This window comes from Salmonella sp. NW177, from assembly GCF_051811585.1.
GTDB classification, from domain to species: Bacteria; Pseudomonadota; Gammaproteobacteria; order Enterobacterales; family Enterobacteriaceae; genus Salmonella; species Salmonella enterica.
Map to the genome: position 1 here is coordinate 1 of NZ_JAMMZV010000010.1, position 23,557 is coordinate 23,557.

At 51.2% G+C, this 23,557-nt stretch carries 23 protein-coding genes; 9 read left to right on the plus strand and 14 right to left on the minus strand.

The window, feature by feature from the left end; all coding sequences use genetic code 11:
- Nucleotides 1–347: 347 nt before the first annotated feature.
- Entirely contained in the window at nucleotides 348–863 is a 516-nt protein-coding gene (gene mobB, locus NA986_RS21770; RefSeq protein WP_010989085.1) for a molybdopterin-guanine dinucleotide biosynthesis protein MobB, read from the minus strand.
- Nucleotides 860–1,444 (minus strand): molybdenum cofactor guanylyltransferase MobA, encoded by a 585-nt coding sequence (mobA, locus tag NA986_RS21775; RefSeq protein WP_001046879.1) that lies wholly within the window; start codon nucleotides 1,442–1,444, stop codon nucleotides 860–862. Before mobA ends, mobB begins: the two co-directional genes overlap by 4 nt.
- 69 nt (nucleotides 1,445–1,513) lie before the next feature.
- Here mobA and NA986_RS21780 point away from each other — a divergent pair, with 69 nt between their 5' ends.
- The 3 genes from NA986_RS21780 to dsbA all read left to right on the plus strand — a co-directional run bounded on the left by NA986_RS21780 (nucleotide 1,514) and on the right by dsbA (nucleotide 3,486).
- Nucleotides 1,514–1,783 (plus strand): YihD family protein, encoded by a 270-nt coding sequence (locus tag NA986_RS21780; RefSeq protein ID WP_000649858.1) that lies wholly within the window; start codon nucleotides 1,514–1,516, stop codon nucleotides 1,781–1,783.
- A 76-nt stretch (nucleotides 1,784–1,859) separates the two neighbouring features.
- The gene (locus NA986_RS21785; RefSeq protein ID WP_000999264.1) at nucleotides 1,860–2,846 is read left to right on the plus strand and encodes a serine/threonine protein kinase; all 987 of its coding nucleotides are present in this window, start codon (nucleotides 1,860–1,862) and stop codon (nucleotides 2,844–2,846) included.
- A gap of 16 nt (nucleotides 2,847–2,862) precedes the next feature.
- Nucleotides 2,863–3,486, plus strand: a complete 624-nt coding sequence (gene dsbA / locus NA986_RS21790) for a thiol:disulfide interchange protein DsbA (RefSeq protein ID WP_000725364.1) — start codon at nucleotides 2,863–2,865, stop codon at nucleotides 3,484–3,486.
- A 12-nt stretch (nucleotides 3,487–3,498) separates the two neighbouring features.
- Here the strand turns inward: dsbA and NA986_RS21795 are convergent, their stop codons facing one another.
- Nucleotides 3,499–4,407, minus strand: coding sequence for an acyltransferase (locus NA986_RS21795; RefSeq protein WP_000196902.1), 909 nt, complete (start codon nucleotides 4,405–4,407; stop codon nucleotides 3,499–3,501).
- Nucleotides 4,408–4,794: 387 nt separating this feature from the next.
- On the opposite strand from NA986_RS21795, the gene polA reads away from it, so the two are divergent.
- Nucleotides 4,795–7,581 carry a DNA polymerase I gene (polA, locus tag NA986_RS21800; protein ID WP_000249963.1) on the plus strand — a complete coding sequence of 929 codons (2,787 nt, stop codon included), beginning with the start codon at nucleotides 4,795–4,797 and terminating at the stop codon, nucleotides 7,579–7,581.
- Nucleotides 7,582–7,747: 166 nt separating this feature from the next.
- On the plus strand, nucleotides 7,748–7,795 hold the full coding sequence (locus tag NA986_RS21805) for a spot 42 RNA, inhibition of DNA synthesis (RefSeq protein ID WP_071892919.1): 48 nt from the start codon (nucleotides 7,748–7,750) through the stop codon (nucleotides 7,793–7,795).
- Nucleotides 7,796–7,915: 120 nt separating this feature from the next.
- Here the strand turns inward: NA986_RS21805 and yihA are convergent, their stop codons facing one another.
- On the minus strand, nucleotides 7,916–8,548 hold the full coding sequence (gene yihA, locus NA986_RS21810) for a ribosome biogenesis GTP-binding protein YihA/YsxC (RefSeq protein WP_000183327.1): 633 nt from the start codon (nucleotides 8,546–8,548) through the stop codon (nucleotides 7,916–7,918).
- Nucleotides 8,549–8,787: 239 nt separating this feature from the next.
- Between yihA and NA986_RS21815 the strand changes: the two genes are divergently transcribed.
- The 3 genes from NA986_RS21815 to hemN all read left to right on the plus strand — a co-directional run bounded on the left by NA986_RS21815 (nucleotide 8,788) and on the right by hemN (nucleotide 11,208).
- Nucleotides 8,788–9,012, plus strand: a complete 225-nt coding sequence (locus NA986_RS21815) for a hypothetical protein (RefSeq protein ID WP_001541209.1) — start codon at nucleotides 8,788–8,790, stop codon at nucleotides 9,010–9,012.
- Between the two features lie 118 nt (nucleotides 9,013–9,130).
- Entirely contained in the window at nucleotides 9,131–9,646 is a 516-nt protein-coding gene (yihI, locus tag NA986_RS21820; protein ID WP_000743289.1) for a Der GTPase-activating protein YihI, read from the plus strand.
- A 188-nt stretch (nucleotides 9,647–9,834) separates the two neighbouring features.
- Nucleotides 9,835–11,208, plus strand: coding sequence for an oxygen-independent coproporphyrinogen III oxidase (hemN, locus tag NA986_RS21825; protein ID WP_000003528.1), 1,374 nt, complete (start codon nucleotides 9,835–9,837; stop codon nucleotides 11,206–11,208).
- 89 nt (nucleotides 11,209–11,297) lie between these two features.
- Here the strand turns inward: hemN and NA986_RS21830 are convergent, their stop codons facing one another.
- The 4 genes from NA986_RS21830 to glnA all read right to left on the minus strand — a co-directional run bounded on the left by NA986_RS21830 (nucleotide 11,298) and on the right by glnA (nucleotide 15,672).
- A complete protein-coding gene (locus tag NA986_RS21830) occupies nucleotides 11,298–11,408 on the minus strand; it encodes a YshB family small membrane protein (RefSeq protein ID WP_001578131.1) in 111 nt (36 codons plus the stop codon).
- Nucleotides 11,409–11,520: 112 nt separating this feature from the next.
- Nucleotides 11,521–12,930, minus strand: a complete 1,410-nt coding sequence (gene glnG, locus NA986_RS21835) for a nitrogen regulation protein NR(I) (protein WP_001188782.1) — start codon at nucleotides 12,928–12,930, stop codon at nucleotides 11,521–11,523.
- An 8-nt stretch (nucleotides 12,931–12,938) separates the two neighbouring features.
- On the minus strand, nucleotides 12,939–13,988 hold the full coding sequence (gene glnL, locus NA986_RS21840; protein WP_000146190.1) for a nitrogen regulation protein NR(II): 1,050 nt from the start codon (nucleotides 13,986–13,988) through the stop codon (nucleotides 12,939–12,941).
- Between the two features lie 274 nt (nucleotides 13,989–14,262).
- The gene (gene glnA / locus NA986_RS21845; RefSeq protein ID WP_023216612.1) at nucleotides 14,263–15,672 is read right to left on the minus strand and encodes a glutamate--ammonia ligase; all 1,410 of its coding nucleotides are present in this window, start codon (nucleotides 15,670–15,672) and stop codon (nucleotides 14,263–14,265) included.
- A 375-nt stretch (nucleotides 15,673–16,047) separates the two neighbouring features.
- On the opposite strand from glnA, the gene typA reads away from it, so the two are divergent.
- The gene (gene typA, locus NA986_RS21850) at nucleotides 16,048–17,871 is read left to right on the plus strand and encodes a ribosome-dependent GTPase TypA (protein WP_000572060.1); all 1,824 of its coding nucleotides are present in this window, start codon (nucleotides 16,048–16,050) and stop codon (nucleotides 17,869–17,871) included.
- Between the two features lie 54 nt (nucleotides 17,872–17,925).
- Here the strand turns inward: typA and NA986_RS21855 are convergent, their stop codons facing one another.
- From NA986_RS21855 to NA986_RS21880, 6 genes are read right to left on the minus strand one after another with little or no spacing between them, the layout of a single operon-like run.
- Nucleotides 17,926–18,660 carry a Cof-type HAD-IIB family hydrolase gene (locus NA986_RS21855; RefSeq protein ID WP_023216611.1) on the minus strand — a complete coding sequence of 245 codons (735 nt, stop codon included), beginning with the start codon at nucleotides 18,658–18,660 and terminating at the stop codon, nucleotides 17,926–17,928.
- Nucleotides 18,645–19,523: an STM4011 family radical SAM protein gene (locus tag NA986_RS21860; RefSeq protein WP_023216610.1), complete on the minus strand. Its 879-nt coding sequence runs from the start codon at nucleotides 19,521–19,523 to the stop codon at nucleotides 18,645–18,647. Before NA986_RS21860 ends, NA986_RS21855 begins: the two co-directional genes overlap by 16 nt.
- Complete coding sequence (locus NA986_RS21865) at nucleotides 19,520–20,761, minus strand: STM4012 family radical SAM protein (protein WP_023216609.1); 1,242 nt, start codon at nucleotides 20,759–20,761, stop codon at nucleotides 19,520–19,522. The genes NA986_RS21860 and NA986_RS21865 overlap by 4 nt, the downstream gene beginning before the upstream one ends.
- A 1-nt stretch (nucleotide 20,762) precedes the next feature.
- The gene (locus NA986_RS21870) at nucleotides 20,763–21,638 is read right to left on the minus strand and encodes an STM4013/SEN3800 family hydrolase (protein ID WP_000282793.1); all 876 of its coding nucleotides are present in this window, start codon (nucleotides 21,636–21,638) and stop codon (nucleotides 20,763–20,765) included.
- Nucleotides 21,631–22,656, minus strand: a complete 1,026-nt coding sequence (locus NA986_RS21875) for an STM4014 family protein (RefSeq protein WP_077957242.1) — start codon at nucleotides 22,654–22,656, stop codon at nucleotides 21,631–21,633. The genes NA986_RS21870 and NA986_RS21875 overlap by 8 nt, the downstream gene beginning before the upstream one ends.
- Nucleotides 22,657–22,668: 12 nt before the next feature.
- Nucleotides 22,669–23,517 carry an STM4015 family protein gene (locus NA986_RS21880; RefSeq protein ID WP_023216607.1) on the minus strand — a complete coding sequence of 283 codons (849 nt, stop codon included), beginning with the start codon at nucleotides 23,515–23,517 and terminating at the stop codon, nucleotides 22,669–22,671.
- Nucleotides 23,518–23,557 lie beyond the last annotated feature (40 nt).

Here is a 23,557-nt window from a genome sequence, read left to right on the forward strand (position 1 = left end):
TGGTAGTGTGGGGTCTCCCCATGCGAGAGTAGGGAACTGCCAGGCATCAAATAAAACGAAGGGCCCTGTCGGAAGACAGGGCCTTTTGTTTTATCTGTGGTCTGTCGGTGAGCACTCTCCTGGGGAGGAGAAATCCGCCGGGAGCAGATTTGAACGTTGCGCAGCAACGGCCCGTAGGGTGGCGGGCAGGACGCCCGCCATAAACTGCCAGGCATCAGACAAGTGAAGAAGCCCGTTCTGACGGACGGGCTTCTTTGCGTGTGTGGTAACTGTAAAAATGTAGGCCTGATAAGCGCAGCGCCATCAGGCAACCGGCACCGCCGGATGGCAGCTTCGCCTTATCCGGCCTACAAGGAACGTGCTTTCTCTAACCACCGCAAAATGAAGGCAGAAATCTGCGATACATCATTAAGATCCAAAACGGGTACCGCTACGGCAAGTGGAATATCACTGGCAACCGCAATAACATGCTCATCAAGAATCAATTCCTCCTCGCTGTGCCCACATCCCTGACGAAAAAGTAAGATCTTCGCAACTGCCTCGTGTTTAAACCCTTCTACCAGCACCATATCCAGCTTTGATGCATCCATCCGGCTCACCAGCCATGCCAGATCCAACTCTTCTTGCCCCGGCGTTTCAGTCATTAACGCCCAGCGCTGCTGACTGGCAACCAGCGTTTGTGCCGCCCCGGCCTTACGTAATTCGTAGCTATCTTTACCCGGTTTATCAACATCCATATCATGATGGGTATGCTTAATCAGCCCTGGCCGAATACCGTGCGCACAAAGTGCTGGGATCAGTTTTTTCAGCAGTGTTGTTTTTCCCGTGCCGCTCCACGCGGCAATGGCGAGTAGCGGTATCATGGTCTCTTTTGCCATTGCGCGAGTTCCTCCGGCGTGTTGACGTTCACAAATGCCTCTTTACAATCGCTGAAATCAACGGCGTGTCCGCCTACCTGGCGCATAAAAATCATTACCCGCCGCTCGCCTGCTTGCAAATAAGCTGTCAACTGGGGCTCAACGGCACGATTAATCAACGCGATCGTTGGATGATCGCGCTCTCCATCATGAACCCAAACCACGGGTGCACCATGACGCTGCGCTGCTAAACGATCGACCAGGTTGTGGGGGATACAGGGATTGTCACAGGGGCAAAACAGAAACCAGTCGCCTGCTACCTGCTGAAAAACGGAAAGCATACCCGCCAGCGGACCGGGAAAGTCAGCGATTGAATCCGGAATGACTTTCAGGCCGCTGGCCTGGTAGATATCCAGATGGCGATTAGCACTAATGACGACCGTAGCCAGTTGCGGCGCGAGCGCATCGGCAACGTGCCGCCAGAGCGGTTTCCCGTCCAGTTCAAGCAGACCTTTATCCGCACCTCCCATCCGCCTGGCTTTACCGCCTGCCAGCACCACGCCGGTTATTACTTCATCCAGATTCACCGATATCGCCTCTTTTATTGTGGGATTGACCCTGCTACCGTGTCTGTATCAAGAATAAGGAGCACAGCTATGAAATGTAAACGCCTGAATGAAGTCATTGAACTCCTCCAGCCAGCCTGGCAGAAAGAGCCTGATCTTAATCTGACGCAATTTTTGCAGAAACTGGCGAAAGAGTCAGGTTTTGACGGCAAACTGGAAGATTTAACTGATGATATCCTGATCTACCATCTGAAAATGCGTGATTCCGCCAAAGACGCCGCCATTCCAGGGATTCAAAAAGACTATGAAGAGGACTTTAAAACGGCGCTTTTACGCGCCCGCGGCGTTATTAAAGAGTAAAACCTTGTAAGCGGCGCCACCGAAATCGCCACGAAATGATATCCTGAATCATTCGTAGTATTTTCCGGATGATGGGATGAACGACAACGCTTTTACTTTCCAGACGCTACACCCGGAAACCATCATGGATGCGCTGTTTGAACAGGGGATCAGGGTGGATTCCGGGCTGACTCCACTAAACAGTTATGAAAACCGCGTCTATCAGTTTCAGGATGAAGACCGTCGACGTTTTGTCGTTAAGTTTTATCGTCCTGAACGCTGGTCTGTTGATCAAATTCGGGAAGAACACCAATTCGCGCTTGAACTGGTGAAGGATGAGGTTCCGGTTGCTGCTCCGCTCGCGTTTAATGGCCAGACGCTGTTAGCACATCAGGGCTATCATTATGCCATTTTCCCCAGCGTAGGCGGTCGTCAGTTTGAAGCAGATAATATCGATCAGATGGAGGCGGTAGGGCGTTATCTTGGTCGATTGCATCAGACGGGGCGAAAACGTCCTTTCACTTTCCGGCCTGACATTGGGCTTGCAGAGTATCTTTTTGAACCTCGCCAGGTATTCGAAGATGCCGCACTGATTCCCTCCGGGCAAAAAGCGGCTTTCCTGAAAGCCACTGATACTCTACTGTCTGCAGTTACCGAATGCTGGCGCACCGATTTCGCCACGCTGCGATTGCACGGCGATTGTCATGCCGGCAACATTCTATGGCGTGATGGACCGCTGTTTGTCGATTTAGATGATGCCCGTAACGGCCCGGCGATACAGGATTTATGGATGCTGCTGAACGGCGACAAAGCCGAACAGCGAATGCAGCTTGAAACCATTATTGAAGCTTATGAAGAAGTTAGTGAGTTCGATACGGCTGAAATTGGTCTCATTGAACCTTTACGCGCCATGCGTTTAGTTTATTATCTTGCCTGGTTGATTCGTCGTTGGGGCGATCCTGCGTTTCCGAAAAACTTTCCCTGGTTAACAGGGGAAGATTACTGGCAGCGACAGACAACGACTTTTATTGAGCAGACTAAAATTTTGCACGAACCCCCTTTACAATTAACGCCAATGTATTAATCGGAGAGAGTTGATCATGAAAAAGATTTGGCTGGCGCTGGCTGGTATGGTTTTAGCTTTTAGCGCCTCGGCAGCACAGATCAGCGACGGTAAACAGTATATCACGCTGGATAAACCGGTCGCTGGCGAACCCCAGGTACTGGAGTTTTTCTCCTTCTACTGCCCACATTGTTATCAGTTTGAAGAAGTGCTTCATGTGTCTGACAATGTGAAGAAAAAGCTGCCGGAAGGCACCAAAATGACCAAGTACCACGTTGAGTTCCTGGGGCCGTTGGGCAAGGAGCTCACCCAGGCATGGGCGGTGGCGATGGCGTTGGGTGTAGAAGATAAAGTCACGGTCCCGCTGTTTGAAGCCGTACAGAAAACCCAGACAGTACAATCTGCCGCGGATATCCGTAAAGTGTTCGTTGATGCGGGCGTCAAGGGCGAAGATTACGATGCGGCATGGAACAGCTTCGTGGTGAAATCACTGGTTGCGCAACAGGAGAAAGCCGCGGCTGACCTGCAACTGCAGGGCGTTCCGGCGATGTTCGTCAATGGCAAATACCAGATTAACCCACAAGGCATGGATACCAGCAGCATGGATGTTTTTGTTCAGCAGTATGCTGATACTGTGAAATATTTGGTTGATAAAAAATAAAAAGAACGCCGGTCACTGACCGGCGTTTTTATAAGATGTTTTAATCTCTTCTATCTGTATATCTTTCTTATCCCACAGCGTATTAAGCCAACGTTGAAAACGGCGTTTGAATGTTTTGTCGTTCACGTAATCGCCGTGCAGTTCTTCATTTATGGGTTCCAGTTGCACCCGAACAACAATACGCGTCAGCCTACCGCTTAGCATATCGTAGAAGGGGTGACGATCGTTGTTTGGGTAACACAACGTAATATTAAGCAGCTTATCGAACTGTGAGCCTAAAACATTAATCGCCATTGCAATACCGGCAGCTTTTGGCGGCAACAGATGTTGATAAGGTGAATGCGTTTGCTGACGTTTCTCATGCGTAAATCGCGAGCCTTCAACAAAGTTAACGATAGTGGTGGGATACCGACGAAACTTTTCGCAAGAGCGACGAGTTGTTTCAACATCTTTGCCGCGTCGATCGGGGTGTCGGAGCAGGTAGCTACGGGAGTAGCGCTTCATAAACGGCATATCTAATGCCCAGCACGCCAGGCCGATGAACGGCACCCAGGCCAATTGCTGTTTAAGAAAGTACTTATTCATTGGGATATGCTTGCGGAACAGAACGCAAAGCACAACGATATCGGCCCAGCTGCGATGATTACAAATCAGTAAATACCAATTTTTCTTGCTCAGCCCTTCTAACCCTTCTACATCCCATTGCAAGTGCGGATTAAGGCGTAACAGCGCTGCAAGACCAGCACACCAGCAATACATCATGAAATTGCAGAAAATGGAGACCTTGCGCCAGATACCGGGAACAGGCAAAAGAAGCTTTACCATACCGGCAACGATGATCGGTACTGAGCAAACAATAGTGACCAGGATGGTCAATACGATACTCAATGGGAGCGTGATAGCCGCGAGTATTCTCGTCATAATAAATTATTCAAAAGTTAGCCATAAACGGTGCGCGAAAAGGGCGCAAGAGGCTGATTCTATCAGAAAACGATGCTAATGATGGCGCTGAGTGAAATAGAAACACTCGTAACAACTATCCACATTATGATAACGGCATGAATCAGATAATCAGAAAAACGTGATGTTAACAACTCATTGAAAATAATGGGTAATTATTAAGACGAGAAGGCTATCGCGCTGATTTTAAAGTAATGGTAAGAATTTACACACAAAGTTATCCACAGGTTGTTTTGCGAGCGATCCTGAAGATCGACAAAACTTTTCCGCAAATGCGGCGAAAAACTCAAGTTTTCCTCCTGTATGTGGCATCCTTTAACCATAATCTGTTAAACAGGCACGGACATTATGGTTCAGATCCCAGAAAACCCACTTATTCTCGTAGATGGCTCATCCTATCTCTATCGCGCCTATCATGCGTTTCCGCCGTTAACCAACAGCGCGGGAGAACCTACGGGCGCAATGTATGGTGTCCTCAACATGTTGCGCAGCCTGATCATGCAGTATCAGCCGACGCATGCTGCGGTGGTGTTTGACGCCAAAGGAAAAACCTTCCGTGATGAGCTCTTTGAACACTACAAATCGCATCGTCCTCCGATGCCGGATGATCTGCGAGCGCAAATAGAGCCGTTACATGCCATGGTTAAAGCCATGGGGTTACCTCTGCTGGCAGTCTCTGGCGTAGAAGCGGATGACGTTATCGGTACACTGGCGCGAGAAGCGGAGAAGGTGGGGCGTCCGGTATTAATCAGCACCGGCGATAAAGATATGGCACAGTTGGTGACGCCGAATATTACGCTGATCAACACCATGACTAACACCATCCTCGGCCCGGATGAAGTCGTTAATAAGTACGGCGTGCCGCCTGAGCTGATTATCGACTTTCTGGCGCTGATGGGGGACTCCTCGGATAATATTCCGGGCGTACCAGGCGTGGGTGAGAAGACGGCGCAAGCCTTGCTTCAGGGATTGGGCGGCCTGGATACGCTGTACGCCGAGCCGGAAAAAATTGCCGGTCTCACTTTCCGCGGCGCCAAAACGATGGCCGCTAAATTAGCGCAGAATAAAGACGTAGCGTACCTGTCTTATAAACTCGCCACCATTAAAACGGATGTTGAGCTGGAGCTGACCTGCGAACAGCTTGAAGTGCAGCAGCCGATTGCGGATGAACTGCTGGGCCTGTTTAAAAAATATGAGTTTAAGCGCTGGACGGCGGACGTTGAGTCAGGCAAGTGGCTACAGGCAAAGGGCGTGAAACCGGCGGCCAAACCGCAGGAAACGGTCGTTATTGATGAATCGCCCAGCGAACCGGCAGCGGCGCTCTCTTATGAAAATTATGTCACGATTCTGGACGACGTTACGCTGGAAAGCTGGATTGAAAAGCTGAAAAAAGCGCCAGTTTTTGCTTTCGACACGGAGACCGACAGTCTGGATAATATCGCCGCCAACCTGGTGGGCCTCTCGTTTGCTATCGAACCTGGCGTTGCCGCGTATGTACCTGTCGCGCATGATTATCTGGACGCTCCGGATCAAATCTCCCGCCAGCGTGCTCTGGAACTGCTGAAGCCGCTGCTGGAAGATGAAAAAGTGCGCAAAGTGGGGCAAAACCTCAAGTACGATCGCGGCGTCTTGCAAAATTACGGTATTGAGCTGCGCGGTATCGCCTTCGATACCATGCTTGAGTCTTACATTCTGAACAGCGTCGCCGGACGCCATGATATGGACAGTTTGTCCGATCGTTGGCTGAAGCACAAAACTATCACCTTTGAAGACATTGCCGGTAAAGGTAAAAACCAGCTCACCTTTAACCAGATCGCACTGGAGGAAGCGGGGCGCTATGCGGCAGAAGATGCGGATGTCACGTTACAGTTGCATCTCAAAATGTGGCCTGAGCTCCAGCAGCACAAAGGCCCGCTGAATGTTTTCGAAAACATCGAAATGCCGTTGGTGCCTGTACTGTCACGCGTTGAGCGCAATGGCGTAAAAATCGATCCTGCCGTCCTGCACAAACATTCGGAAGAAATCACGCTACGTCTGGCGGAACTGGAAAAGAAAGCGCATGACATTGCGGGCGAGGCGTTCAACCTGTCCTCGACGAAGCAGTTGCAGACCATCCTGTTTGAAAAGCAGGGTATTAAGCCGCTGAAGAAAACGCCTGGCGGCGCGCCGTCAACGTCGGAAGAGGTGCTGGAAGAGCTGGCGCTGGACTATCCGCTGCCGAAAGTGATTCTGGAGTATCGTGGTCTGGCGAAGCTAAAATCCACCTATACCGATAAGCTGCCGCTGATGATTAACCCGAAAACCGGGCGCGTCCATACGTCCTATCATCAGGCGGTAACGGCGACGGGACGTTTATCGTCCACCGATCCGAACCTGCAAAATATTCCGGTGCGCAATGAAGAAGGCCGCCGCATTCGTCAGGCATTTATTGCGCCTGAGGATTATCTCATCGTGTCTGCGGACTATTCACAGATTGAGCTGCGTATTATGGCGCATCTTTCCCGTGATAAAGGGCTGCTCACGGCGTTCGCCGAAGGAAAGGATATTCACCGCGCAACGGCGGCGGAAGTCTTTGGCTTGCCGCTGGATAGCGTGACCGGGGAACAGCGCCGAAGTGCGAAAGCCATTAACTTTGGCCTGATTTACGGGATGAGCGCCTTCGGTCTTTCTCGCCAGCTTAATATTCCGCGTAAAGAGGCGCAGAAGTATATGGATCTCTACTTCGAACGCTACCCTGGCGTGCTGGAATATATGGAGCGCACCCGCGCTCAGGCAAAAGAACAAGGCTATGTGGAAACGCTGGAGGGGCGCCGCCTTTACCTGCCGGATATTAAATCCAGTAACGCGGCGCGGCGCGCGGGGGCGGAACGCGCGGCGATCAATGCTCCCATGCAAGGAACGGCTGCCGATATCATCAAGCGCGCCATGATTGCCGTCGATGCCTGGCTACAGGCCGAGCAGCCGCGCGTGCGGATGATTATGCAGGTACACGATGAATTAGTGTTCGAGGTGCATAAAGACGACTTAGATGCGGTAGCAAAACGTATCCATCAGTTGATGGAAAACTGCACGCGTATTGATGTGCCGTTGCTGGTAGAAGTCGGTAGCGGGGAAAATTGGGATCAAGCGCACTAAGCATTTAAGGAATAACGCGCTTTTTTCGTAATTAAGCAACATAAGCACGGGAGTTTTGTGATGGGTATTAGAATTCCCTATGTAAAGAATGAAAAAAAATTACGAAAAGGTCTTTCTGTGTTGCTCAAAAAAGAGTAAAGTTATTCACGTAGGGTACAGAGGTAAGATGTTCTATCTTTCAGACCTTTTACTTCACGTAATCGGATTTGGCTGAATATTTTAGCCGCCCCAGTCAGTTTATGACTGGGGCGTTTTTTATTGGGCGTAAGAAAAGTTTCGCTCACACCGTAGGCCGGATAAGACGCGCAGCGGCGCCATCCGGCATAGCGGGTGATTATTCCCCGTCCTGAATCTCTTCGACCGGTGCCAGTTCGCTAAACCAGCTATCCAGTTTCTGACGTAACTTATCCACTCCCTGCTTTTTCAGCGAGGAAAACGCTTCTACCTGCACATCGCCATTAAAAGCCAGCACGGCTTCACGTACCATATTCAACTGCGCCTTGCGCGCGCCGCTGGCCAGTTTGTCCGCTTTGGTCAGCAGAACCAGAACCTGGATATTGCTCTCTACAGCCCACTGGATCATCTGTTGGTCGAGGTCTTTCAACGGATGGCGGATATCCATTAAAACGACTAAGCCCTGTAGGCTTTGACGTTTCTCCAGATATTCCCCCAGCGCGCGTTGCCACTTGCGTTTCATCTCTTCCGGGACTTCCGCGTAGCCATAGCCCGGCAGGTCGACCAACCGTTTGCCATCTACGACTTCAAACAGGTTAATCAATTGGGTACGGCCCGGCGTTTTAGAGGTACGCGCCAGGCTTTTTTGGTTGGTCAACGTGTTCAGGGCGCTGGATTTGCCTGCATTGGAACGGCCAGCAAAAGCCACTTCAATTCCGCAATCGGAAGGTAAATGGCGAATATCAGGCGCACTCATCACAAAATGCGTCTGTTGATAATTCAGGTTAGTCAAAGCGGTCGTCTCCATCAGTCAAAGCATTGTGGCGATTATACCTGAACGCCAGCAAAAGACGGATTTTTCGGCGCGGCGGTGCTGTAAGTAAAAGCCATACGCTTTGTGAGACATTGACCATTGCACTTATGCGACATGACAGAGTCGTTGTCAGGCTCAAAGCCAGTTAATATAGTTAAATCATGAATTTATAGAAAGGTAATTGTCTGAAAAAAAGGGATTTGCCGTGTCGGTATCTTGTGAGTTTACCCCAAAAGAGTAAAGTAATGCACATAGCGAGGACGCTAACAGGATCAACGACTCAGGATGAGGGTCAGGAGCGCCAGGAGGCGAAGACACAGGATTGTCAGGAAGACAAACGTCCGGAGACGTTAGTAAAAGGAAATGGAAACAACATGGAATGTTCCAGGCTAAGGGAAAAACAGGGCGTGTTGATAGCCAACAGGGATGGTGGAACCCGTTAAGGGTCGTGAGTCAAGAAAAAAGGCGGCAGATTACTCTGTCGCCTTTTTTCTTTGCTTGCTTTCTGCTAGATTCCGCCTCAATTCTATACTGAATAAAACGGCTTAAAGATCTGACATCATGAAAAAACCAACCTCTGCACCGCGCAGTAAAGCCTTTGGCAAACAGCGTCGTAAAACGCGTGAAGAGTTAAACCAGGAGGCGCGCGACCGTAAACGCCTGAAAAAACATCGCGGTCATGCGCCGGGAAGTCGCGCGGCGGGCGGCAATTCCGCTTCGGGCGGCGGCAATCAGAATCAACAAAAAGATCCACGTATTGGCAGTAAAGCACCTGTTCCATTAGGCGTGACTGAAAAAGTGACCCAACAGCATAAACCGAAAAGTGAGAAACCTATGCTTTCACCGCAGGCGGAGTTGGATTTACTGGAAACGGATGAGCGCCTGGATGCGCTGTTAGAACGTCTGGAAGCGGGCGAAACCCTGAGTGCGGAAGATCAAGCCTGGGTAGATGCCAAACTGGATCGTATTGATGAACTGATGCAGAAGCTTGGTCTGTCTTACGATGACGACGAAGAAGACGACGAAGAGGACGAGAAGCAGGAAGATATGATGCGCCTGCTAAGAGGCGGCAACTAACGGATTTACACCGTGGGCTTGCCCGTCCTGCTTATAACCCTTCCGGTTATATGTTATCTGGTGTGGTTATTCGTTAAACTACAGCGATTGTCGCGGCGACAGAAATGGCTGCGCAGCCGGCTTGCCGCCCGTCATGGCGTGAAGCCGGTACGCCGTACCCGCCAGAGACGCCATCGGAAGGAGTGAGCATGTCTGAACAGCAAATAGACTGGGATCTGGCCCTGATCCAGAAATATAACTATTCCGGGCCACGATATACCTCGTACCCAACCGCGCTGGAGTTTTCTGAAGACTTCGAGGACGCCGCATTCTTGCAGGCTGTGGCGCGTTATCCTGAACGTCCGCTCTCGCTGTATGTGCATATCCCGTTTTGTCACAAGTTGTGTTATTTCTGCGGCTGCAACAAGATTGTCACCCGCCAACAGCATAAAGCTGACCAGTATCTTGACGCGCTTGAGCAGGAAATTCGCCATCGCGCGCCGCTGTTTGCAAACCGTCATGTTAGCCAGCTTCACTGGGGCGGCGGTACGCCTACTTACCTGAATAAAGCGCAAATCAGCCGCTTAATGACGCTGTTGCGTGAAAATTTCCACTTTAATACCGACGCGGAAATCTCGATCGAAGTCGATCCCCGTGAAATTGAGCTGGATGTGCTCGATCATTTACGTGCGGAAGGTTTTAACCGCCTGAGTATGGGCGTGCAGGACTTTAATAAAGAGGTGCAGCGGCTGGTTAACCGCGAGCAGGATGAAGAATTCATCTTTGCGTTGCTTAATCACGCCCGCGATATCGGCTTTACCTCGACCAATATCGACTTGATCTACGGTCTACCGAAACAGACGCCGGAAAGCTTCGCTTTCACGCTGAAGCGTGTGACGGAACTGAACCCCGATCGTTTGAGCGTCTTTAACTATGCGCATCTGCCAACGCTTTTTGCCGCCCAGCGTAAAATTAAAGATGCCGATTTACCCAGCGCGCAGCAGAAACTGGATATTTTGCAGGAGACGATCGTATCGCTTACTCAGGCCGGTTATCAGTTTATCGGGATGGACCATTTTGCCCGTCCGGACGACGAACTGGCCGTCGCGCAGCGCGAAGGCGTGCTGCACCGTAATTTTCAGGGCTATACGACCCAGGGCGATACCGATCTGCTGGGGATGGGGGTTTCTGCTATCAGCATGATTGGCGATGGCTACATGCAGAACCAGAAAGAGCTGAAGCGTTATTACCAGCAAGTGGATGAGCGGGGCAATGCGCTATGGCGTGGTATTACGCTGACCCGTGATGATTGCATTCGTCGCGATGTTATCAAGGCGCTGATTTGTAACTTCCGCCTGGATTTTAACGCTGTCGAACAGCAGTGGGGTTTGCATTTCGCTGAGTATTTTGCCGAAGATTTGCAGTTACTGTCGCCGCTGGCGAAAGATGGGCTGGTGGATATTAGCGAGAAGGGAATTCAGGTGACGGCGAAAGGTCGTTTGCTGATCCGCAATATCTGCATGTGCTTTGACGCGTATCTGCGCCAGAAAGCGCGGATGCAGCAGTTCTCGCGCGTCATTTAGCCGGGTTGCCCGGTGGCGCTGCGCTTACCGGGCCTACACGTTGCGACAACCTGTAGGCCGGATAAGCATTAGCGCCATCCGGCACATTGTCAGCTGAACAGTCCTACCAGCGCGGCACACAACACGGCGGCTAGCGCAGTTTGTGGCGTGTGGCTGTCGACCGCTCCACTCGATACCAGATTAATAATAGATTCTAACATAATGAATCCCCCCGTTTGCCGGGCATGATCATACTGAACTCATCGGAACAGTAAAGCGCAAAATAGCAGCGTTTTGCGCTCAATTATTAATCTTTACACTCGCGGGTAATGTTTACTCCATTCCCAGCTCTTTCAACTTCCGCGTTAGGGTGTTTCGCCCCCAACCGAGCAGCCTGGCGGCTTCCTGTTTATGACCCTGCGTATGGCGTAACGCCGTGGTCAGTAGCGTTCTTTCCAGTTCTGGCTGCGCTTCAGAAAGCAGGTTTTGATGACCGGATCGCAAGGCGCGGTCCGCCCATTGCGCCAGTAATGTCGCCCAGCTATCCGGCGGCAGGTGGGACGGGCTATCCGGCGCCGAGGCTTCAAACAGTTCGCCCGGTAAATCCTGAATCAATACCTCCTGTCCGGCGGCCATGACGGTGAGCCAGCGGCAGGTATTTTCTAACTGACGCACGTTACCAGGCCATGCCAGGCGCGTTAACGCCGTTTCGGTTTCCGGATGTAATAATTTGGCTTCCACACCTAATTCACGGGCGGCGACCTGCAAAAAATGGCGCGCCAGGCGCGGAATATCCTCACGGCGCTCGCGCAATGGCGGAAGATGGATACGAATCACGTTCAGGCGGTGGAATAGGTCTTCGCGGAATTTCCCTTCCTGAACGCGTCGTTCGAGGTTCTGGTGGGTGGCGGCGATAATGCGCACATCCACTTTTACCGGCGCGTACCCGCCCACGCGGTAGAACTGTCCGTCAGCCAGCACGCGTAACAGACGAGTCTGGACATCCAGCGGCATATCGCCAATTTCGTCCAGAAACAGCGTGCCGCCGTCAGCCTGCTCGAAACGGCCCTGCCGGATGGTATTCGCCCCGGTAAAAGCGCCTTTCTCATGGCCAAACAGTTCGGATTCAATCAAATCTTTCGGGATGGCCGCCATATTGAGCGCGATAAACGGCGCTTTGGCGCGTGGGCTATGGCGGTGAAGCGCATGGGCGACCAGTTCTTTCCCGGTCCCTGATTCGCCGTTAATCAGCACGCTAATCGAAGAACGCGACAGCCGACCAATAATGCGAAACACATCCTGCATGGCGGGCGCTTCGCCTATCATGTCTGTTGTCGGGCCGTTAACCTCGATATTACGCGGCTGCTGCTGCTCCTGATAGTGGCTAATCGCGCGCTCGACCAGAGCGACGGCTTCATCAATATCAAACGGTTTAGGTAGATAATCAAACGCCCCCTGCTGATAAGCGCTCACGGCGGCATCTAAATCGGAATGCGCGGTCATAATGATGACCGGAAGCATCGGGTGACGCTGTTTAATCTGCTTTAATAGCGCCAGCCCGTCCATTCCCGGCATTCGGATATCCGACAGCAAGACGTCCGGCGTTTTACTGGCCAGCGCAGCCAGTACTTCATTACCATTCTCAAAGGTGGTACAGGTCAACCCTGCCCCGGCGAGAGCACGCTCAAGCACCCAACGGATGGAACTATCATCATCGACGACCCAGACTATTCCTCGTTGCATAAACACCTCTATTTCCGAATCGGCAGGTAAACCGAAAACTCGGTATGCCCCGGCCAACTGGTAAATTCAATTTTGCCGGCGTGTTGATCGATAAGATTGCGGGCGATAGATAACCCAAGCCCGGTGCCGCCTTCGCGACCGCTGACCATCGGGTAGAACAGCGTATCCTGTAAATGGGGAGGAATGCCCGGCCCATTGTCTTCAACGTCTATACGCGCCGCCAGGCGATAGCGTTCGCCATGCAGCGTTAACTGGAAGGCGGTACGCGTACGCAGCGTAATTTCGCCGCCTTCCGGCCCCAGCGCCTGCAAGGCATTGCGGACAATATTCAGCAGTACTTGCTCAATTTGTTCCGGGTCGTGCGGCAGTTCTGGCAGACTGGGGTCATAATCGCGGATAAGCCGGACATTATCCGGCAGTTCCATCGACACCAGCGCCACCACGCGCTCCGCGACTTTATGTATGCTCTCGGTAATGTGCATTCCCGGGTGCTGCGGCCCCAGCAAACGATCGACAAGGTTGCGTAGCCTGTCGGCCTGTTCAATGATGACTTTGGTATATTCCATTAGCGCCGGGTCGGGCAGCGCCTTGCTGAGTAGCTGCGCCGCGCCGCGCAGGCCGCCGAGCGGATTTTTGATTTCGTGCGCCAGACCGCGCACCAGATCGCGGGCGGCGATTTGCTGCGCGTGCTGCAACTGCTCCTGACTCAGACGACGCTGGTTATCCATCGGCGCCATTTCGAGCAGTATAAAATCGTCGGGCAGACGTTGGGCGGTCAAAGAGAGAATATGCGAGCGACTATCAATCACCAGCGTCACTTCATTATCGGTAAAGCCTTGCCCTGCCGCTAAACTTTCGCGCATCAGGTCAATGTTTAACGAAAAATAGCTCAACAGTTCAGGTAACGGCGTCCCGAACAGTTTGCGTGAGCTTTGCGCGAGCAACTGCTGCGCGGCAGGGTTGGCGTAATGGATTGCCAGCGCGTCGTCGACCACCAGCACGCTGTTGATTAACGAATTGAGGATCTGCCCAGCATCGGGCTGTATGCCGCTTGCCATTCAGCAGTCTCCTGGAAAAGGTTGCACCATTTTAGTGCATTATAGCTTTTTACCACTAAAAAGCGCGTGAGATCAGATTGTTGGTGGAGAAAAAAGCCCATCCTGGGATGGGCTGAAAGTTTCCACGGCAACTCAAAAACTCCTGACGCCTTTCACGCTGCTGTTGTGTTGGCTGCTTTCGCTTACCCCAGTCTCATCGCTATCTATGCTCCTGGGGATGTGCTCAGCTGCCGCCTTGCAGCAACGCGAAATTCGTCGGATTTTTAATATACGATTAAACGCTGTAGTACAGCTCAAACTCTACCGGGTGCGGGGTCATACGCACGCGGTCATCTTCTTCGCGACGCAGCGCAATATACGCATCGATCGCTTCATCCGTGAACACGCCGCCTGCTTTCAGGAACTCGCGGTCCAGGTCCAGCGCGTTCAGCGCTTCTTCCAGAGAACCCGCTACCTGTGGGATCTCTTTCGCTTCTTCCGGCGGCAGGTCATACAGGTTTTTGTCCATGGCTTCGCCCGGGTGAATCTTATTCTTAATCCCGTCCAGACCGGCCATCAGCAGGGCGGCAAAGCACAGATACGGGTTAGCCGCCGGGTCCGGGAAGCGAACTTCGATACGGCGCGCTTTCGGAGACGCCACCACCGGAATACGGATAGAGGCGGAACGGTTACGGGCGGAGTAGGCCAGCATCACCGGCGCTTCGTAACCCGGGACCAGACGCTTGTAGGAGTTGGTGGTCGGGTTCGCCAGGGCGTTGATGGCTTTGGCGTGTTTGATGACGCCGCCGATGTAGTGCAGCGCCTGCTCAGACAGACCGGCATATTTGTCGCCAGAGAACAGGTTGGTGCCGTTCTTCGCCAGCGACATGTGGCAGTGCATACCGGAACCGTTATCGCCGAACATCGGTTTTGGCATAAAGGTCGCGGTCTTACCGAAGCGGTGAGCCACGTTATGCACGACATATTTGTAAATCTGAATTTCGTCGGCTTTTTTGGTCATGGTGTTAAAGCGGGTCGCCACTTCGTTCTGACCTGCGGTCGCTACTTCGTGGTGGTGCGCTTCAACGACCAGGCCCATCTGCTCCATGACCAGACACATTTCAGAACGGATATCCTGCGCGGAGTCGACTGGCGGAACCGGGAAATAACCGCCTTTCACGCCCGGACGATGGCCTTTGTTGCCGCCTTCGTACTTGGTAGAGGAGTTCCAGGCGCCTTCAATATCGTCAATCGCCACATGTGAGCCGGAGATAGATGCGCCGAAGCGGATGTCGTCGAACAGGAAGAATTCAGGTTCCGGCCCAAACAGGACGGTATCGGCGATACCGGTCGCGCGCAGGTAGTCTTCCGCACGTTTTGCGATGGAACGTGGGTCACGGTCATAACCTTGCAGAGTGCCAGGCTCCAGGATGTCGCAACGGATAATCAGGGTAGAGTCCGCGAAGAACGGGTCAATCACTGCGGTGGATGCGTCTGGCATCAGCACCATGTCGGATTCGTTAATGCCTTTCCAGCCGCCGATAGAGGAGCCGTCAAACATTTTGCCTTCTTCAAAGAATTCGGCATTTACCTGATGAGCAGGAATCGTGACGTGCTGTTCTTTGCCTTTGGTATCGGTGAAGCGCAGATCGACAAACTTCACTTCGTGCTCGTTCAGCATCGTCAAAACGTGTTCAGCGGACATACTTGTACTCTCCCGGATTGGTCATGGTCGGTCGTCGTGGTAACGAGATCTTCAATTCTGCTGGCCGTGTCGCCGTAAAAATATAAAGCGAAATCTGTGCCAACTTTCACATTGCCCCTAAAAGGCGTTATCATGCGCACCATCGTGCAAAAGGGCTGCACCATGGTGACTATGTTGCACCAAAATAGTGCTTTAATGTGAACATTAAGCACCACATTGGTGCAATAGAACGCAAGCCACCCTTTTAACGCTCCGTGAAAGCGATCACAAAGAGACTCTGCAATACTTGTTTGCGGAGGATGTTTGTGATCCTGTTTTGTAGTGCGATTAATCCGTGTACAATAACGCGCTATTTCTAATGCCTGAGGCAAAGTTGTGATCGAAAATTTGCGTAACATCGCCATCATCGCGCACGTTGACCATGGTAAAACTACCCTGGTTGATAAGCTGCTCCAGCAATCCGGTACGTTCGACGCGCGTGCCGAAACTCAAGAGCGAGTGATGGACTCCAACGATTTGGAGAAAGAGCGTGGTATTACTATCCTCGCTAAAAACACCGCTATTAAATGGAATGATTACCGTATCAATATCGTTGATACTCCCGGGCACGCTGACTTCGGTGGTGAAGTAGAGCGCGTCATGTCCATGGTTGACTCTGTGCTGCTGGTGGTTGACGCATTTGACGGCCCGATGCCGCAAACGCGCTTCGTGACCAAAAAAGCCTTTGCTCATGGCCTGAAACCTATTGTGGTTATCAACAAGGTTGACCGTCCTGGCGCGCGCCCTGACTGGGTTGTTGACCAGGTATTCGACCTGTTTGTTAACCTCGACGCGACCGACGAACAGCTGGACTTCCCGATCATCTACGCTTCGGCGCTGAACGGTATCGCGGGTCTGGACCACGAAGATATGGCGGAAGACATGACCCCGCTGTATCAGGCGATCATTGATCATGTTCCGGCGCCGGACGTTGACCTCGATGGTCCGTTGCAGATGCAGATCTCCCAGTTGGACTACAACAACTACGTTGGCGTTATCGGCATCGGCCGTATCAAACGCGGCAAAGTGAAGCCGAACCAGCAGGTCACTATCATCGATAGTGAAGGGAAAACCCGTAACGCGAAAGTAGGTAAAGTGCTGACGCATCTGGGGCTGGAGCGTATCGACAGCGATATCGCCGAAGCGGGCGATATCATTGCGATCACCGGTCTGGGCGAGCTGAACATTTCCGACACCATCTGCGACCCGCAGAACGTTGAAGCGCTGCCGGCGCTGTCCGTTGATGAGCCGACCGTGTCTATGTTCTTCTGCGTTAACACCTCGCCGTTCTGCGGTAAAGAAGGTAAGTTTGTGACTTCTCGTCAGATTCTTGACCGTCTGAACAAAGAGCTGGTGCATAACGTGGCGCTGCGCGTTGAAGAAACCGAAGATGCGGATGCGTTCCGTGTATCCGGTCGTGGCGAACTGCACCTGTCCGTGCTGATTGAAAATATGCGTCGTGAAGGTTTCGAACTGGCGGTTTCCCGTCCGAAAGTTATCTTCCGTGAAATCGACGGTCGTAAACAAGAGCCGTACGAAAACGTGACGCTGGACGTCGAAGAGCAGCACCAGGGGTCTGTCATGCAGGCGCTGGGCGAGCGTAAAGGCGACCTGAAAAACATGAATCCGGACGGTAAAGGCCGCGTACGTCTCGACTACGTGATCCCAAGCCGTGGGCTGATTGGTTTCCGTTCAGAATTCATGACCATGACTTCCGGTACGGGTCTGCTGTACTCCACCTTCAGCCATTACGACGATATTCGTCCGGGTGAAGTGGGCCAGCGTCAGAACGGCGTACTGATCTCCAACGGTCAGGGTAAAGCGGTGGCGTTTGCGCTGTTCGGTTTGCAGGATCGCGGTAAGCTGTTCCTGGGTCACGGCGCGGAAGTTTATGAAGGCCAGATTATTGGTATTCACAGTCGCTCCAACGACCTGACGGTAAACTGCCTGACCGGTAAGAAACTGACCAACATGCGTGCGTCTGGTACGGATGAAGCGGTGATTCTGGTTCCGCCAATTAAAATGAGCCTTGAGCAAGCGCTGGAGTTCATTGATGACGACGAACTGGTAGAAGTCACCCCAACCTCTATCCGTATCCGTAAACGTCACCTGACGGAAAACGATCGCCGCCGTGCGAACCGTGGTCAGAAAGAAGAGTAATTAACGTTCTTACGGATAAAAACCCTGCCGAAATGAAAACTCGGCGGGGTTTTTTTATTCACATTGATAAAGGGATAAGGTTGCCAAAAAATCAGCAATCGCTGGCGTATTATGCCGACCAATGACGCTGTCCGCATAAACCTTTGCCCGGGCGCTGGCATTCCCCATCGCTACGCCCAATCCGGCTAAACGTAGCATTTCCGCATCGTTATCATTATCGCCAAACGCCATCACTTCGCGCATTGCGATATGCTGTTGCTGTGCATATCTGGCGAGGCTTTGCCCTTTGCTACACCCCTTCTGGAGAATATCCAGTTGATGATGCCAGGACCAGGTACAGCTTAGCTGTAATTCATGCTGTATAAACTCAGCAATATTTTGTAGTTGTTTTATGTGTCGATGAACGATGCTGATTTGCCAAATATTCTCCCTACTGCTTAGCTCATCAGCCTGAAAGATTATTTTATCATCAGCACGAATTGTCGGTTTAAGCGGATATACCCGCGCCAGTATTTTTTCCGTTTGTAAGTGCGTCAGCGGCAGCGGATGAAGGATCTGCTGTTGAGCCGGTTGATAAATATAACTTCCGTTACAACAGATCATCGGTTCGGTGAGCGCCAGCGTTTGATAATACGCATAGGCTTCACGATGAGAGCGACCGGTGACAAGCATTATTCGGCAGCCCATGTCCTGCATCTGACGGATAGCGGTTAGCGACTCTGGCAGAATTTGTTTATTACGGTTTAGCAGCGTTCCATCAAGATCAAAAGCGATTAAACGATATCGCATGAGCGCCCGATCCTAAAACAGCGTGAGGTATCCAGGTGATTCAGCAATGGAATATCGAGACGGTGCTGATAAGCGAGAAAACAGTGGCATTGTTTTGCCTGGCAGGCGGGAGAATTAAGCCGTTGCTGATATAAATTACCCATTTTAATTTTGCTGATATGACAAGCAAAAAGATCGCCTTCTGCATTCATAAAAATACTTTTTCTTCCTGCGGTACAGATATCCAGCTGCGCTGGCCACTGCTGCGTTTCAACCACATACAGCGGATCGAGTTCGCTGAAGGCGATGGTTTCCTCAACGGTATACCGGGTATTGGCACACTCGTTGGCGTTAAACCAAAAATAATTCTGGTCAGGCAACCGCTGGCGTAGCCAACGAAACTGGTCGATATCTTTCATACTGGCGACAGCCCCCGCGCACCAGGTTATTCCGGCGGCAGAGAGCGCTAAACACTGCTGGAGAAAGCGCTCAGCGGTAATTTGTGAGGGATGAAAAGAACACCATAACCGAAGCTTTGAGATATCTCCGCCGCCAGCACGAAATGATTCCAGCAATGACATTAACGAAAAAGAGGCGTTAGTTTGTATGCCGACCGCCTGAACATGAGGATAGCGGCTAATTTCTGCCAGCGCCGCCATGTAATAACGCAAGCGTAGCGCCTCGCCATAAGGCGTAATCATCACATTCAACGGCGTACCTAAAAGAGGCAAATGGTCAACCATGCGCCATAGCGCGGCTTCGTCGCGTTTTTTATCGTTACGGGCGTGTTTATGGAACGGGCAATAGCCGCAATGATAATTACACGATTTAAGATAGCCGCGATAAAACAGCGTGTGAATATCGCGCAGGGCAGGGGCGCTCATCTCTGCCGATTCTCCCGTAGCATCACCTCAGGCGAAACGAACACAGGAGCAAGGCAATCGGATAATGCCATACCGGTCTCCGTTAGCCGGAGGCGACTGCTATTCTGATAACAGTAGCCTTGCTGTATAAAGCGTTCCAGGTCGGGGAAATCCCTTAGCGCATCGCTGGCAAAATATTGCTGATAATCGCTAAGAGAAAGTCCCTGCCAGAAAAATAGATTTTTAATGATAAAGCGGCGTTTCATTTCATCAGGGGGGAGCAGATAACCGTGATTAATGACGGTTTTATCCGGGCTGTCGATAAACGCCTGAATGATTTTTCGTGATGTCTGCAGGTTCGACGACCACGGCGAACAGTAATGCAGATTGCCAAGATAACTTCTGCCGCCCGCGCCGAGCGCCAGTGAGTTTTCAAATCCGCAGCTTTCCGCCGCGGCGGATGGCGCTGGATTAAGGACGAAACGGCGCATGGACGTTTGGGTATAGCCCGCGTTGCGTAAAAGATCGCGGGCTAAAACGTAGTAGCTATGCATATTTTCCTGGCGAGGCATATTATAAAGCGGATAAAGAAAAAGCTCTTCCGGTTGATAAACGAGCGCCTGATGTAACGATTCCGTCAGGCTTGCGTGAGTCTGGCCGGGAATGCCGTAAATAATATCAATATTGAGTGATGGAAAATGACCCGCCTTTAGCCATTCCAGCGCCTGATGCGCGCTGGCGGCATTGTGGCGGCGATGCAGCGTATGTAACTCGCTATCATGAAAACTTTGTACGCCAATACTGACGCGATTAACGGAAAAGGCGTTTAATAGCGCTACTTTTTCTGCCGTGGTATCCGTAGGGGAAGTTTCAATTGTTTTATAAATATTCCAGTCAACATTGAGCACATCAAAGACGGAAAAAAATAACTTCTCTAATTGCGCAATGTTTAATAGCAGAGGTGTGCCGCCGCCTACGGTAAAGCTTGCCCAGTGGACGGGCGCCAGCGCCATTTGTCGGCCTTGGGTAATAATCGCGTCGATATAGCTATCAATGAACGTATTCTCTGCGCCAGTGCAGGTAAATAAATTACAGAACCCGCAGCGACTTTGACAAAACGGCATATGAACATACAGATGTGTGTCGTGCTCGTAAATCCGCGGTTTTACTTCGCTAAAGCTGACGTTCTCCAGCTCCCGATAAGCCGTCTTATGCGGATAACTGTACATATACTGACGATAAATATCATTGTTATTCATATTAATGATTACAGCTCAGCAAGAAATGCATATAGGGAACGGTATTAACGATCGGATGATTAAAACTATGGAAATATTTCCCGTCTTCGCCATAGCAGGTACCGTGATCGGAACAGATAATAACGAACGTTTCGCCGCCGGTTTGGCGGAAAATGTTCAGTAATCCGTCGATGCGGGCGTCGATATAGCGTAGCGCGGCGGCATGGGTCTCAACGGTATCGCCAGGGGCCGCGCCCTCAACGTAAAAATGGTTAGGGTAATGAATCGTGTCGATATTGATATACATCATGACCGGTTGGCTGCCAGCACGCTCGGCCATGATTTTCTGGATATAATGGATCTGGTTATCCATACTTTCTTTAACCGTACAGGCAAATCGTGGATGCCAGTAACTCTCTTTAAACATCGAGGGGAACACTTTTCCCATGCCGGAGCGGTTATTAAAGAAAGAGACGCCGCCAATACAGATGGTCTGGTAGCCTTTATTTTCCAGACTTTTTATCCATGTTGCGTCATCAAAGGCAAATGCATTTTTCGGCCCTTTACGACCAAGTCCGATATCTTTTGGGAAAAACAGCATGGTCTGATTAACGGTATCATCAATAGGTTTTGGCATAAAACCTGAAAACATGGCGTGATGCGAAGGCCAGGTAAAATTACCGGCCGCCTCGCATTTCGTCCATTGTCCATAATGATTAAGGTTTGGCGTATTTCCGGCGGTTTGTTCCTGAAGCGCAATATCGTAGCGTAACGAGTCCAGCACAATAAAAAGAATATGAGCGTTATTACTAATTAGCGCATTCATATCGAATTCGCCATCGCCTGTGTCAATCGACGCGTGTAGCGAGACGGGGACTTCATCCATTGAATTATACATTTTTCTTCCTCATGGCCCGGATTTGCGCCTGATAAATTAGATTATTCTGCTGCGCATCCTGATAAATCAAATCACCCTGGCCATTAATTTCAATAATATACGGCGTCAGGCTGGTAGTAAGTAAAACATCAATACCCGCTAAGCGAATGCCAGGGAAAAGTCGCATGGCATTTTGACAGAGCGTATCGATCTCAGTCACTTTTGCGGCAGATAACTCCAGACTTTCGAAGCAGTAAGCCTGGTTTTGCAGATGTAAGTTAGTAATGGGCTGCGAGGAGGTTCTGACCACTCGCCAGATAATTTCGCCATCCAGGCAGACGATGCGTAAATCATAGGTTTTATGCTTTACGCTGGCTTTGGGCAGCCACTGTTCGACGAGGTTTTCCTGCTGAAGAACGCCATCAATAATGAGCTGGATATCTTCTTTCTGACGATACTGTTGGATTTTTTTGCTGTTAAATAGCTGTTGTCCTGATATGGCAATCGCGCTGTAAAGCACCTGCTTTATGCCATCGGGGTGGCGGCGCAAAGCGATAACGCCCGCCGCGCCAGAACCCAGCGAGGGCTTAATGAACACGCTGGCGACCCTTTTTTCCTCCATGATGGCGGTGAGCTGTGCAAAACTTTTTACGTCTTCCGCTACCAACGGCGGCGTGGGGATGCCGTGTTCCATTAAGCGCCGCTTGCAGCGTTTTTTATCCAACAGGTGAATGAGGCCCGCCGGATGGTTAAGCCAGGTGACGCCAGGACGCGCCGCCATGTTCTGCAAAAAATGGATATAGTCCAGACCGATCGCGTTTATTTTGCGGATGTCTGTTTCACTGTGTACTGGCGGGTCGATTTTAACGATGCCAGAGGTCAGCGAAGCGTCCAGCGCTTGCGGATGAGTCAGCGCCGTGACGGGTTCCCCAAGTACGGCGGCAGCCTGCATAAAATAATGCGTGCGCTTGCTCTGATGGGGGCCAATGAGCGTAATCACAATAAATCCCTTTATCGTTGAGTAGGGGAATGTGCACATTCCCCTACACAATCACTCGGTGTACATCGCATTCATATAAATATCGCCATCGTAATCATCAGGCTCCAGAGCTTCTGAAAGATTCAGGTTTATCGGCAGTGTGGCTTTTAGCTTTTCCTGCATCTCCGGCGTCAAATAGTGGTGGTGGAGATCGAGTGTTTCCAGATGCGCAATTCGGTCTTTATGCTCCAGCAGCGCCTCTGCGCCGTTATCCGTTAAGGTACCGCATGAGAGTTCCAGCACGTTAAGCTGCGGCAGGATATTACTTTCCAGCACCCGGCGGGCGATATCATCCTGCTCTTCGCTGTTCATCAACCCCAGATGGGTGAGCTGAGGGAAAAGATCTTTCGATGCCAGCGCCATCACGTCATCCAGCGAACCGTCAAAACCGTATCCCTCTACGCCCAGGAAGAGCTTCAGCGTTTTTAATGCAGGGAGCTGCGCATTTTGTAGTTCGGCAAGCACGTTAGAAGGGATGCCGCCGGAAATGATTTCCAGGTGCTCCAGTTTCTCATGATGTATAGCGCCCAGTCGCAGATCCGACGCGCCTTTAATAATCAGTTCCTTCAGATTGGGTAACGCCGCATAGAGCCTGGAATAGTCACCTTGTTTAATCCAGGAGATCTCGCAGTCTTCGCTCTCCATATCACCGATAAACAGTGATTCCAGGTGAGAAAAACGGGGGGCGTTCTCCACAATCATATCAATAATAGGCTGGCAGGTTTCGTCTTCCCAACAATCACCCCAGTTACCAATAGTCAGTGAGCGAAGCTTTGGCAGATCTTCATCGGTTAAAATCAAATTAATGAGCTGTTCCTGGGTTAATTCATTGTCCCAATCAATATTAAATCGCTTATTCATTTGTTTCCCTTCTCTATAAGCATGAATATGGTAAAACGCT

Coding starts and splice junctions, on each gene's coding strand:
- mobB (WP_010989085.1), bottom strand. CDS start 863: ATGATACCGCTACTCGCCATTGCCGCGTGGAGCGGCACGGGAAAAACA.
- NA986_RS21780 (WP_000649858.1), top strand. CDS start 1,514: ATGAAATGTAAACGCCTGAATGAAGTCATTGAACTCCTCCAGCCAGCC.
- NA986_RS21785 (WP_000999264.1), top strand. CDS start 1,860: ATGAACGACAACGCTTTTACTTTCCAGACGCTACACCCGGAAACCATC.
- dsbA (WP_000725364.1), top strand. CDS start 2,863: ATGAAAAAGATTTGGCTGGCGCTGGCTGGTATGGTTTTAGCTTTTAGC.
- NA986_RS21795 (WP_000196902.1), bottom strand. CDS start 4,407: ATGACGAGAATACTCGCGGCTATCACGCTCCCATTGAGTATCGTATTG.
- polA (WP_000249963.1), top strand. CDS start 4,795: ATGGTTCAGATCCCAGAAAACCCACTTATTCTCGTAGATGGCTCATCC.
- yihI (WP_000743289.1), top strand. CDS start 9,131: ATGAAAAAACCAACCTCTGCACCGCGCAGTAAAGCCTTTGGCAAACAG.
- hemN (WP_000003528.1), top strand. CDS start 9,835: ATGTCTGAACAGCAAATAGACTGGGATCTGGCCCTGATCCAGAAATAT.
- NA986_RS21830 (WP_001578131.1), bottom strand. CDS start 11,408: ATGTTAGAATCTATTATTAATCTGGTATCGAGTGGAGCGGTCGACAGC.
- glnG (WP_001188782.1), bottom strand. CDS start 12,930: ATGCAACGAGGAATAGTCTGGGTCGTCGATGATGATAGTTCCATCCGT.
- glnL (WP_000146190.1), bottom strand. CDS start 13,988: ATGGCAAGCGGCATACAGCCCGATGCTGGGCAGATCCTCAATTCGTTA.
- glnA (WP_023216612.1), bottom strand. CDS start 15,672: ATGTCCGCTGAACACGTTTTGACGATGCTGAACGAGCACGAAGTGAAG.
- NA986_RS21855 (WP_023216611.1), bottom strand. CDS start 18,660: ATGCGATATCGTTTAATCGCTTTTGATCTTGATGGAACGCTGCTAAAC.
- NA986_RS21860 (WP_023216610.1), bottom strand. CDS start 19,523: ATGAGCGCCCCTGCCCTGCGCGATATTCACACGCTGTTTTATCGCGGC.
- NA986_RS21865 (WP_023216609.1), bottom strand. CDS start 20,761: ATGAATAACAATGATATTTATCGTCAGTATATGTACAGTTATCCGCAT.
- NA986_RS21870 (WP_000282793.1), bottom strand. CDS start 21,638: ATGTATAATTCAATGGATGAAGTCCCCGTCTCGCTACACGCGTCGATT.
- NA986_RS21875 (WP_077957242.1), bottom strand. CDS start 22,656: ATGTGCACATTCCCCTACTCAACGATAAAGGGATTTATTGTGATTACG.
- NA986_RS21880 (WP_023216607.1), bottom strand. CDS start 23,517: ATGAATAAGCGATTTAATATTGATTGGGACAATGAATTAACCCAGGAA.